Annotated in this window: 7 protein-coding genes; 5 read left to right on the plus strand and 2 right to left on the minus strand. The window is 40.2% G+C overall.

Annotation, left to right across the window (positions count from 1 at the left end):
- Nucleotides 1-507: 507 nt before the first annotated feature.
- Nucleotides 508-7,692, minus strand: coding sequence for an immunoglobulin-like domain-containing protein (locus tag LRP83_RS01200; protein WP_230494836.1), 7,185 nt, complete (start codon nucleotides 7,690-7,692; stop codon nucleotides 508-510).
- A gap of 227 nt (nucleotides 7,693-7,919) precedes the next feature.
- Here LRP83_RS01200 and mntA point away from each other — a divergent pair, with 227 nt between their 5' ends.
- From mntA to LRP83_RS01220, 4 genes are all read left to right on the plus strand, one after another.
- Nucleotides 7,920-8,330 (plus strand): type VII toxin-antitoxin system MntA family adenylyltransferase antitoxin, encoded by a 411-nt coding sequence (mntA, locus tag LRP83_RS01205; RefSeq protein WP_230494837.1) that lies wholly within the window; start codon nucleotides 7,920-7,922, stop codon nucleotides 8,328-8,330.
- A complete protein-coding gene (hepT, locus tag LRP83_RS01210; RefSeq protein ID WP_290369468.1) occupies nucleotides 8,320-8,730 on the plus strand; it encodes a type VII toxin-antitoxin system HepT family RNase toxin in 411 nt (136 codons plus the stop codon). Before mntA ends, hepT begins: the two co-directional genes overlap by 11 nt.
- 208 nt (nucleotides 8,731-8,938) lie before the next feature.
- Complete coding sequence (locus LRP83_RS01215) at nucleotides 8,939-9,238, plus strand: transposase (RefSeq protein WP_290369469.1); 300 nt, start codon at nucleotides 8,939-8,941, stop codon at nucleotides 9,236-9,238.
- A 44-nt stretch (nucleotides 9,239-9,282) separates the two neighbouring features.
- Complete coding sequence (locus LRP83_RS01220; RefSeq protein ID WP_230494874.1) at nucleotides 9,283-10,188, plus strand: IS3 family transposase; 906 nt, start codon at nucleotides 9,283-9,285, stop codon at nucleotides 10,186-10,188.
- Nucleotides 10,189-10,579: 391 nt separating this feature from the next.
- Here the strand turns inward: LRP83_RS01220 and LRP83_RS01225 are convergent, their stop codons facing one another.
- Nucleotides 10,580-11,086, minus strand: coding sequence for a hypothetical protein (locus LRP83_RS01225; RefSeq protein WP_230494839.1), 507 nt, complete (start codon nucleotides 11,084-11,086; stop codon nucleotides 10,580-10,582).
- A gap of 421 nt (nucleotides 11,087-11,507) precedes the next feature.
- Between LRP83_RS01225 and LRP83_RS01230 the strand changes: the two genes are divergently transcribed.
- On the plus strand, nucleotides 11,508-12,308 hold the full coding sequence (locus LRP83_RS01230) for an inositol monophosphatase family protein (RefSeq protein WP_230494840.1): 801 nt from the start codon (nucleotides 11,508-11,510) through the stop codon (nucleotides 12,306-12,308).
- Nucleotides 12,309-12,579 lie beyond the last annotated feature (271 nt).

The raw sequence follows: 12,579 nt of genomic DNA on the forward strand, positions 1-12,579 counted from the left end.
AATAGTCGGAGGAATTCCGACTATTTACTCAAAAAACGTCAAAATGTGGCGTTTTGCTTTACTTAAACGGAAAACCTCCGCTTATATCCCCGAACAGATCCCTATTACGCAGTTTAACCGGAAAATCTCCGCTTATCTAAATATCACTGGTTACTAAATTATACAAAGGACATGAATCCGATTAACTATCAAGCCTCTGTAAAAGGAGCACGATTGGTGGATCGAAACGTAACAGATTATGAAATCGTGTAATCGGTATAGAGGCTGAGTTCAGTGATGAGGTCAGTCTTTTTTTAGATGTTGCGCAATTTACTTATGAGAAAGGAGGTAATCTTAATGGAGCAGTTCGTACCGCTAATCAGCGAGGTAGGTTTTCCGGTCAACTGCCCTTTTGTCTATTTGGAAAAATACGGGTGGACAAGAAACCTGTCTCCGTCTCCCTTGGAGCGAATGAAAAAGGGATCCTGCACCTGAGCGATCGCTCGGGGCAGGATCCCTTTTTCATTTTTAATGGATGTGTTCTGTTGCGGCTTCTTCGATTTCTTTATAGGCCCAGTGGGTTACAGGGACGTCTTTAAAGGTTTGTGTTGTTGCCCCATTTAATGGCTCTCGTTTAAAGAGTCGGTTTAGCACTTTTACGGCTTGCGCGCGTGTTAGTTTTTCATTTGGACGGAAGGTGTTATTTTCGTATCCTTCCATAATCCCGGTAGTGGCCATTACAGCAATAGCCTCTTTTGCCCAGTGTTTATCAGAAACATCTTTAAAGGAAACAGACTCCTTCGTTAACACTTTTTCACAGAACGGGTAGGCGTTAGCATTAGCTTGACACTCTTTTTGCACCCATCTGAAGGCGATTGTGGCCATTTGTGCCCGTGTAATTGTTTCTTGCGGTTGGAATGTACCGTTCACAGAGCCGGTCATTATCCCAGTCTGATTCACTAATTCGATTTCGATAAACGCCCAATAGCTTTTTGGTGTATCAACAAAGGAAGGAACTCCGTTACCGCTATAGGCTACCCCAAGATTACGAGCGAGCATTGCCGCCATTTGTGCTCTTGTAATTGGCGCGTTCGGATTGAAATTCCCATCCGCGTACCCTTTAATATATGGTTTATGGGTGATTTCTTCTTTTGAAAAATAATCCTTAGCCCCTTTGACATAAAGCATCGTGAATGTACTAAATTTGTTTACATCAAACTCAATACCAAGGTTTCCTTCTTTGTAATCAACCACTTTTCCTTGTAAAACTTCCTTCGTTCCATCGCTATGTTCAATAAAGATCACAAGGTTATCTAAAATTTCCTTGCGTGCAGTTGGTTCGGTCGGAAGGGATAATCCAACTGGGAACGTAAGTGTTACACGGTGGTTTTGCATATTCGTTTCAATTTCCATAGAACGACCAAGAATCGTAATGGCATCTGTATTATTTTCCCCTATTTGACGAACCATTTGGTCTTGCTTCGCACGGTTTTCAATAGCATCGCTTTCCTTATTATCCTTAACCGGAACGATTTGGAAATAAAGATCCCCGTTCACATTCGAATAGGATTCCTTTGAAATAAAGATACTACCATTCTCTGTGAAAATTTCTAAGTCAATTCCAGCATCTAACAAGGCTTTTACTGCTTCTTTTGGTACCGTAACGGTCACTTCAGACACTTTATCCTGAATATCTGGCAACATAATTCGAGCGGTTTTACTAGCCATAGCCTTCATTTTTTCAATCGTTTCTAATGCTTTTTCATTTGTAAACGTAACATGATCCTTTATGACCCCATTTGGATTCGTTGTTCGTTTAATTTCCGTTTGAACAAGAACTCCATTTGACCCATCTCCAGAAACCACATCTACTACGATTGTTTCTGAAAGAGGCTCAGTTACAGGAGGCTTCGGTAACTTCATAAGGGTTAGAACGAACGTTTTGGTTGTGCTTGCAGACCCTTTTGTAATCGTTGCGGTAACGGTTACCTTCAAATTCCCCTGAAAGTACTCTGGACGAGTTACTTTTCCATCAGGTGTAACGTAAGCAGGTAGATTGCTACTCCACGCAATGGTCGTACCATGTTGGCCTGTTGTTTTTAACATCACGTTGGTGGTAACACTGTCGGCATGATTGTTGTCATTGTAGCCGATTTCTAATAACCCTTTTTCGATTTCAACAGCTTCGGCATCGCTCATTGGCAGATGTGGAAGGAATACAGTGAACAACTTTACCTCTGTTACCGTGCTTCTCTGGATAGTTGCTGTTAAAGTAACTTCTTGATCTCCTTGGGTATAAGATGGACGAGTAACCGTTCCATCAACTGCCACAAATTCCGGTGCTGTGCTAGACCATGTGACCGTCGTGCCATATTGCCCCGCCGTTTTTAAAATTAAATCATTGGTGACCGAGTTTTCCGCATCAGCCCCGTTGTAGCCAATACTTAATGAAGCTTTTTCAATCCCCACTGCTTCCGCATCGTTGATTGGCAGTTTCGGTAAGTGTAGGGTAAATGTTTTAATATCTGTTGCGCCGTTTTTCTTGATCGTTGCGGTTAACGTGACAACCTGGTCCCCTTCTGTGAAAGTTGGTCTTGTAACCGTGCCATCTTTCGCAACAAAGCTAGCAATGCTACTGGACCAAGTAATCGTTGTTCCATATGGTCCTGCTGTTTTTAAAACAACATTATTTGTTACGGAGTTCGCATTGTCTGCCCCGTTATAGCCAATTTCTAATGAAGTTTTATCTAACGTAACAGCTTCGGCATCTGTCATTGGCAGCTTAGGAAGCGTTAAGGTAAATGTTTTGATATCTGTTGCGCCGTTTTTCGTAATGGTTGCGGTTAAGGTGACAACCTGGTCTCCTTGGGTGAAAGTTGGTCGTGTAACCGTGCCATCTTCCAAAACAAAGCTAGGATTGCTGCTAGACCAAGTAATTGTTGTTCCATATTGTCCTACTGCTTCTAAAGCAACATTATCGGTTACGGAGTTCGCATTGTCTGCCCCGTTATAGCCAATTTCTAATGAAGTTTTATCTAACGTAACGGCTTCGGCATCTGTCATTGGCAGCTTAGGAAGCGTTAAGGTAAATGTTTTGATATCTGTTGCCCCATTTTTCGTGATTGTTGCGGTTAAGGTGACAATCTGGTCCCCTTGGGTGAAAGTTGGTCGTGTAACGGTGCCATCTGCTGCAATAAAGCTAGGATTGCTGCTTGACCAAGTAATCGTTGCTCCATATTGTCCTGCTGTTTCTAAAACAACATGATCGGTTACGGAGTTCGCATTGTCTGCCCCGTTATAGCCAATTTCTAATGAAGTTTTATCTAACGTAACGGCTTCGGCATCTGTCATTGGCAGCTTAGGAAGCGTTAAGGTAAATGTTTTGATATCTGTTGCACCGTTTTTCGTGATCGTTGCGGTTAAAGTGACAACCTGGTCCCCTTCTGTGTAAGAAGGACGGGTTACCGTACCATCAGCTGCTACGAAGGCAGCGGAATTACTTGACCAAGTAATCGTTGTTCCATTTTCCCCAACTGTTTTTAAAGTAACATTTTGCGTCACACTGGTAGCTGAATCTAGAACCTTGTAGCCAACATTTAATCCAGCTTTATCTAATTCCACTGCTTCCGAATCGCTCATCGGAAGTTTAACAATGGTAACCGTAAACTGCTTTGTATCCACGGCTCCGTTTTTCATAATGGTCGCGGTCAACGTTACAGTCTGATCTCCTTGCAGGTAAGTTGGACGAGTAACCTTACCATCCGCTGCGATAAATGCTGGAGTATTACTCGACCAAGAGATTGTTGTTCCATTTTCTCCAGCTGTTTTTAAAATCACATTTTGTGTCACACTGGTAGCTGAATCCGCACCGTTGTATCCAATATCTAAACCAACCTTCTCTATTCCTACCGCTTCCGAATCGCTCATCGGAAGTTTAACAACGGTAACCGTAAACTGCTTTGTATCCACGGCTCCATTTTTCATAATCGTCGCGGTTAACGTTACAGTCTGGTCTCCTTGCAGGTAAGTTGGACGAGTAACCTTACCATCCTCTGCAATAAATGCTGATGAATCCGTTGACCAACTAATCGTTGTCCCAGCCTGCCCCGCTGTTTTTAAAATAACATTTTGCGCCACACTAGAAGCTGAATCCGCGCCATTGTAGCCAATTTCTAACCCAGCTTTATCAATCCCCACTGCTTCTGAATCGCTCATCGGCATTTTAGGAAGGGTAAGGGTAAACGGCTTCCTGTCCGTTGCGCCATTTTTTGTGATGGTCGCGGTTAAAATTACGGTCTGATCTCCTTGCAGGTACGTTGGGCGAGTAACGGTTCCATCCGCTGCTATAAATGCCGGGGAATTACTTGACCAAGTAATCGTTGTTCCATTTCCCCCAACTGTTTTTAAAGTAACCTTTTGCGTCACACTGGTAGCTGAATCTGAACCATTGTAGCCAACATTTAATCCAGCTTTATCTAACATCACTGCTTCCGAATCGCTCATCGGAAGTTTAACAACGGTAACCGTAAACTGCTTTGTATCAACGGCTCCATTTTTCATAATGGTCGCGGTCAACGTTACAGTCTGGTCTCCTTGCAGGTAAGTTGGACGAGTAACCTTACCATCCGCTGTAATAAATGCTGGTGAATCCGTTGACCAACTAATCGTTGTCCCAGCCGGCCCCGCTGTTTTTAAAATAACATTTTGCATCACACTAGCAGCGGAATCCGTGCCATTGTAGCCAATTTCTAACCCAGCTTTATCAATCCCCACTGCTTCCGAATCGCTCATCGGCATTTTAGGAAGGGTAAGGGTAAACGGCTTCGTGTCCCTTGCGCCATTTTTTGTGATGGTCGCGGTTAAAATTACGGTCTGATCTCCTTGCAGGTACGTTGGGCGAGTAACAGTTCCATCCGCTGCGATAAATGCCGGTGAATTACTTGACCAAGTAAGTGTTGTTCCATTTTCCCCAGCCGTTTTTAAAATAACATTTTGCGTCACACTAGAATTGGAGTCCGAACCATTGTAGCCAACATTTAATCCAGCTTTATCTAACTCCACCGCTTCCACATCACTCATCGGCAGTTTAACAATGGTAAGCATAAACTGCTTTGTATCAACGACTCCATTTTTCATAATGGTCGCTGTAAAAATAACAGTCTGATCTCCTTGCAGGTAAGATGGACGGGTAACCCTACCATCCACTGCGATAAATGCTGGAGAATTCGTTGACCAGCTAATCGTGGTTCCAAATGGTCCAGCTGTTTTTAAAGTAACATTTTGAGTCACACTAGATGCGGAATCCGTGCCATTGTAGCCAATGTCTAAACTAGCTTTATCATTCCCTACTGCTTCCGAATCGCTCATCGGCATCTTAGGAAGGGTAAGGGTAAACAGCTTTGTGGCAGTCGCGCCATTTTTTGTGATGGTCGCGGTTAAAATAACAGTCTGATCTCCTTGAATGAAACTAGGACGCATAACGGTTCCATCCGCTGCGATAAATTGCGGTGCATTACTAGACCATGTAATGGTCGTCCCGTTTTGTCCGGATGTTTTTAAACTCACATTTTGCGTCACACTAGATGCGGAATCCGTGCCGTTGTAGCCAATGTCTAACAATGATTTATCCTGTATAACAGCTTCCGCATCGGTTATTTCAAGCGCTTTTAATAAAACAGTAAAAGTCTTTACAGCCACTGCACCACTTTTAACCATGGTTGCTGTCAATGTGACCGTTGTATTACCTTGGCTGCTAGTTGGACGAGTTACGTTCCCGTTTGCATTTATAAACGAATAGTTAGATGTCCATATAATTCTCGTCGTTAGCCCCGAGTCCCCTGTAACAGGAAGAATCAGATTTTGTGTCACATGATTTTCGGAATCACCAGCTGCATATCCAATCAATAGATTAGCTTTGTCACTTGCAAGCGACTCACTTACATATTCCTGAATCGATTCATCCAATGCTGCCTGTAAATCAGTAGGTCCAACAAATCCATCAACTGGGATTCGCGCAGATAGCTTTGCCCCGATTTTATCAGCCTCTAACATATTCTCATCAATGATGAATGACATGTAACCCGAGAGATTGATTCCAAAGTCAAAATCAGGTCCTAAAAGATAGGCAAAATAAAGCATACTTGCCGCATCCCTTGTTTCGTGCAAATTCATGTAGGGTGATCTTTTTTCAATACCATCTCCAATAACATCCTGAAGATTTTTTTGATTAATAAAACCTGCGCCTCTATTTGCTAACATGTATTGATACACATTGTCTTTATCGTTTTTTACATTTGAAAAAAAGCTATCATAACCAGCTTGTGATTGGAAGATAAATAAAGGAGCTGCCCCTTCCATTGCGGTTCTCATTTCGCCCACAGTTGCCGCATTGTTGAATGGGTCAAGTGGCGAGCCCACCACATTGGTTATCGTAACAGTATAGTTTTGAGCCGCCGTATTATCTTCTGCCGTTACCTTAATGGCTACCGTATTCGTACCTGTAACTAGAGGGACTGTTACTTTATTCCCACTAACTGGTGCCATTCCGTTAACGGTAAACTTTGCTTTTGCATCCGCTGTTATAGCGGTTACGTCTATACTATTTTGATTTGAAACCGCTGCCGTATAGTTCATTGTAGCTGCAGAAAAGCTAGGTGTTAAGGTACCTGCACTTAACGATAGATGGCTAAGGTTTGCGTTTGTTGAAGGCACGTAGCCAGGTATGGCCGTTCTTGTGGCTGTTTGGCCTGCTGCGCCTACTGTGACAAACTTGCCATTACCGTAGTTCACGTTCCAAAGATCGGTAGTGGTTCCGGAGTTATTTTCTGTCCAGGTAACCCCATCTGTTGATGATAAAATTTTTCCCATTATGCCAACAATGACAGATTCACCGCCACTAGAAGCAATAGCTGGGTACTCAATAGGTAAGTTCGTAACTGTCCAGCTTTGTCCGTCGGTAGATGTTAGTAGTTTTTCATTTCCGACAACGTAAAACTTCCCGTTCGTGTAAACGGCCCCAAATAAATCAGCGACTGTATTGCTTGGTTGTTGGGTCCAAATGGTGCCGTTTGATGAAGTAAATAAATTCCCATTATCCCCAACGGCTACAAACTTACCACCGCCGTAAATGACTTTATTCAACGAGTTTCTCCCGCTGCCTATTTGACTGCTATAATTCGTCCATGTTTCCCCACCATCTGTTGAGGTAGTAACGACAGGAGTTTCGTAATTTATATTTCCTACTGCCACTAATGTTTGGCCGTTTTGGGCGATGGACACTAGATTGCTACTAACACCAATGACCTTTGAGTCCTTCGAAGTCCAAGTTGAGCCATCAGGTGACGTGTAAATTTGGGCCATATTTCCTATACCAGGAATAAGTGAACCGAATGCTCCTACTATGATCCATTTTGACCCCGTATAAAGCGCATCATAGAAGGAATTTGCTGCATACGGAACCGTTCCCGCAAGTTGTTTTTTCGTCCAATTGACACCATCTGTTGATTGGGCAATCGCAGTTCCATCACCAACAGCTATCCATTGACCATTACCATAAGAAACACCATATAGGTCTCCAGTTGAAGCAATTTGATTTGCCGACCAATCTGTTGACATTGGTGCTGCATTTGCTGTCGGAACATATTGCAAAAGCAGCAATAAAATGATGAAGATAGATACCCATCTCTGCTTGTTTTCCTTTAGTAAAAAATTCATCTTAAATTTTTCCCCTCTATTAAAATATGTTTCTAGGCTTTATAAAAAAATGATAGAACCTAGCTCCCCCTCTTCAATTATCATATGCCATAAACTAACAGATTATTAGAATAGTACTAATATACTATATATTTCGGAATTTTGGGAAGTGGATAGGGACAAGGTACCCTGTCCCCTTGTCCCTAACTTCAAAAAAAAGGTATAATAAAAACAAAGGTGGTGAAAGCATGTTGACTGAAGAAATGAAGAAACAAATGATTGATGTGCTACGTAATGAAACGAATCCTGATTTCATCATTTTATTTGGCTCTTTTGCAAAAGGAACTGCACATGAAGATAGTGATGTTGATCTTGCTTACTTCAGTGACAAACAGCTTTCATCGTATGAACGTTTTAATTTGGCGAATGAGTTAGCACTTACTTGTGGACGAGATGTTGATCTTGTAGACATACTTGAAATCGATACGATATTAGCCATGCAGATTTTTGAAAGTGGAGTACCTCTTTTTATTTACGATAAGGATGAATATACCCGACAAAAAATTAAAGCGTACCGTATGTATGCAGAGCTAAATGAGCAAAGATCGATTGTGATTAAAGGTATAAAAAATAGGGGAAGTGTATTTGGTGATGAATGATGTCATATTAAATAAAGTTACAACAATTGAGCGATGCGTGAAAAGAATTCATGAAGTTTATGAGGGCAATTCAGAAAATTTATCAGACCTCACAAAACAGGACAGTATTATTTTAAATATTCAACGCGCCTGCGAAGCAAGTATCGATATTGCGATGCATCTCGTAAGCGAGAAAAAATTAGGTGTACCAAAAACGAGTCGTGAAGGGTTTAAACTACTTCAGGAAGCTGGGCTAATTGATGAATTACTTGCCAAAACCTTAATGAATATGGTTGGCTTTCGAAACATTGCGGTACATGACTATCAAGCTCTACAGCTTGATATTTTAGAGGCAATTTTAGACAAGCATATTGATGATTTTAAGCAATTTGCAAAAGTTATATTAGAAATGAATATATAAAAAAGGAACAAAGGGGCGTTGAAGATCATCACTAGGGAATTTTTGGAGTAAATTGTATGTCGAAAGTCGATAATTTAAGCAATACGGTTGATAAACTGCATGAAATCTTTACGACCCCCTAATTCCTTTGGACATCAAATTGCTAAAAAAGTAAACTATGGACAAGGAATTTCTTAAATAAGGGGGAGTAAAAGATGCCGAAAAGAAAATTGAAGCACTTGAGGATGTTAAAAAGAATTACGTGCGGATGGCATTGGAACAAGGGCATTATTCATCAGTTGCTAGAAGTGCAGGTATCCATCGGGACACACTTATGAAGTGGATAAAGGAGTATGGGGACGAAGTGAGAGATCAAATGGATGACCCTACTTCAGCTATCTTATCAACAGATCCCACAAAAGAAGAATTAAAAGTTAAATACGAACAAGCGATGAAGCTCCTTGGAGAAAAAGAACTTGAAGTCGCAATGCTTAGAAATCTATTAAAAAAAACCCAATTCCGGCCCTGACTATTATAGAAGAAGTTAAGTTATGGGCAGAGGAGGGTATTGCCATTACTAAGCTAACCGAAGCAGTAGGAGTTAATCGTTCATTATATTATTATCATTCAGGAGATGAAGAAGTATTAGACGTTAAGGGAAAAAGAGGACGCCCTATTCCTGGGTATTCCATAACAAGATCAGGAACTATCGTTCCAGATGAACAGATAGACGAGTACCTCATGGAGGCCGTTGAAGGAGAAGGAGCTACTTATGGCACAAAGAACCTTACTCAATATTTGCAGGACAATCACAACCTTATCATTAATCATAAAAAAGTAGCGAGACTGTGCAAAGGACTTGGAATTCTCCTTCCCCAGAGGATTGGCAATCCTAAGTATCCAAAACGGCTTGCCAAGAATCACTTAATCACTGCTCCAAACCAGCTATGGCAGCTAGATATTAAATACGGAAAGATCGAAGGAAGCGAAAGGTTTTTCTTTGTAGCCTGTGCTATTGATGTTTTTGACAGGGCTATTGTGGGATATTACAGAGGGTCAAGGTGCCAGGCAAAAAACATTACAGGATTGCTTAAAGAAGCAATTATTAGGCGCAATCTCAAAGCACCGAAAGAGGAGAATGGCCACTGTATCGTAATTCGGACAGATAATGGCCCTCAATTTGTTAGTAACCTTTTTGGCGATTTTTGTGAAGGAAATAAGATTTTTCATGAAAGAATTCCTCCAAGATCACCAAATTACAACGCTTATATTGAGTCATTTTTTAGTATCCTTGAACGGGATCTTTTCAGGCGATATGCCTTTGAGTATTTCGATGAAGCATATTACCGTATTGATGAGTTCATAGAATTCTATAATGCGAGAAGATATCATGGGAGCCTAGGTCGGATGTCTCCTTATAAGTTTTATGAAAAGTATAAGGATATTGGATTTCCGAAGGAAATGGCAGTTAGCCTGTAATACAGGCAAAGGGAGTCCTTATCCACTTGCCAACTACATAGATGATGAAGCGAAAGGGTCAAGCGGTTTTGGCTTGACGCTGGAGTGGAATCATCTAAAATCGGCAAAAGTGGAGAAGGACAACTAAATAAAATTAAAAACTAAGAATGATTGAGATAAACAAAGCTAGTGTTAGGAATTAGGGGGTCAAACCGAAATGGTTGATAAGAATACAGAAACGGTTGATAAAAACCAAAATACGGTTGATAACCCAGGTTTTTATTAATAAACAGATAAAAAGGAAGCCAAAAACCTATATGAAATAGGTCTTTAGCTTCCTTTTTATTTTTAAAGTGATTTTTTCAGTGGTCTCAACCTGTCGCCTTGTCCCATTTCAGCCTTTTTAAGTAACTTAAAGTCGGATTACTTCTATGGATAATATTTTTAATTCATTTTCATCAGTTTTGTAGATATTAAAAATTAAATTAGTAATTTTACTTATCACTACTTTCGATCCATCCTCTTTGGTTCCGAATGTATTAATATCAAATTTATATTTAAATGTATCTTTATTTTTATGGATAATTACCTCGTTAGATACTTCAGTAGTAATACTTGAAAATTTCTTAGAACCCACTTGTTGTTCAATACTTATTTTTGAAATTCCAAAGTTCTCTACATCTTCAAAAATCATTCCATTAATTATGTCTAGTTCCTCTTGAGTTTTAATTTTATACGCTTCAGCATATAAGGCAGTGAGTTTTCTAGCATAATCAATTAATTTAGTATCACTTGCTTCTTCAATACTTCCCGTTAAAGTAATTGGTTGCATTTTATTTATTTCTACTATATGACTCTCTACTATTTCCTCTGACGCTGAACAAGCAACTAATGATAGAATGGTAATTATTAGAACCATAACTCTATAAATTGTAATCTCTCCCTAATTGAAAAATATGAATTGTGATGATTTCATTAAAAATGAAAACAAATTAGATCTTCAAAAACTCTTTCCTGTTCACTTAAGGAAAGCATGTATATTTTTAGCTAGTTTTTGTTCTTGCTAGGTTTTGTAGAATAACACTTTAGTAGAATAAATCCGAAAATCATCTGAGTCCAAAATAGTTTACACCATTACTCTTTTCGATAAAAGGACTTTACTATCAATTACTTGTATTCTTTATGAATCATTACTCTACTTATAGTAACTCAAGCCAAATTTTGCAGTAAAATACTACATGAAAAGCTTACAGAACATACACCCCACTTCAAGTTCCTCTTCATTTAGAGGTATACTAAAAATAATCTAGAATGGACAAGAGGATAGGAGGTATTCAGGAATGAATCATTTTAATATAAGTGAGATTGGGCGGTTTGCAAAAGAGGTTGTAAAGGAAGCTGGTGCCTTACTGGTTAAGTTACGAAAAGAACCAATGGTGTTAGAGGAGAAGCATGATCATTCAGATTTGGTTACGTTTGCAGATAAGGAAATCGAGTCGTTTTTAGTAAAAAAAATACTGAGCACTTACCCTCAGCATGGAATTGTCGGTGAGGAAGGTATTTTTGATCAGGGTGATACCTATTATCAAACTCAATGGGTGATTGACCCGATTGATGGGACAACAAACTTTATTCACAACTTCCCTTTCTATGGGATTTCTGTGGGAGTGGTCCATAAAGGTGTGGGGATGATTGGTGTCGTTTATAACCCTGTAACAGATGAACTCTTCTATGCGGAAAAAGACAATGGCGCTTTTGTGAATGATGTTCGGTTACACCTAGACCAGCCTATTACACTAAAGGAATCGCTGATCTCCACAGCTATGTTTTGGGAAAATCCGAATACAAAGAACACGATGCATCCTAGCGTGATCCAAATCTATAAAGAAACTCGTGGTTTGAGAATGTTTGGCGGAGCTGCCATCAGCTTATGCGAGGTTGCAAAAGGAACACTTAATGCGTATATAGTGCCAGCGTTAAGCACTTGGGATTACGCAGCTGGTATCATCATCCTGAAGGAAGCAGGGGGAACCATTACTAGACTAAATGGTCAACCCGTTTCGCTAGAATATGGTGGAAGCCTACTTGCATCACATCCTAGCATTCATCGAGATTTGCTGGGTATACTTTCAAAACACTAAAAGTATGAACCAATTTGGAACGGAAATTTTGCGGACTGACCTTCCGTTATGTCAGTTAAACCTCTGATTTACAGTCATTGATCGGACTCCAGTTCCTCTATTAAGGCATTAAAGGCTACTTTTACGTGATTTAAATGCCAATAAAGGAACTGGTGTCCGCAAATGCAATGATTTAAACTATTTTTATCAAAATAAGGGATTCTGTGTCCGCCTAGTAGTCGCCTCTGTTTAACGGCCCACTAATCCGAAGATAGAAAGTCTCAAAAGCATA

This window comes from Pseudoneobacillus rhizosphaerae (assembly GCF_917563885.1).
In the GTDB taxonomy this organism is placed as follows: Bacteria; Bacillota; Bacilli; order Bacillales; family Cytobacillaceae; genus Pseudoneobacillus; species Pseudoneobacillus rhizosphaerae.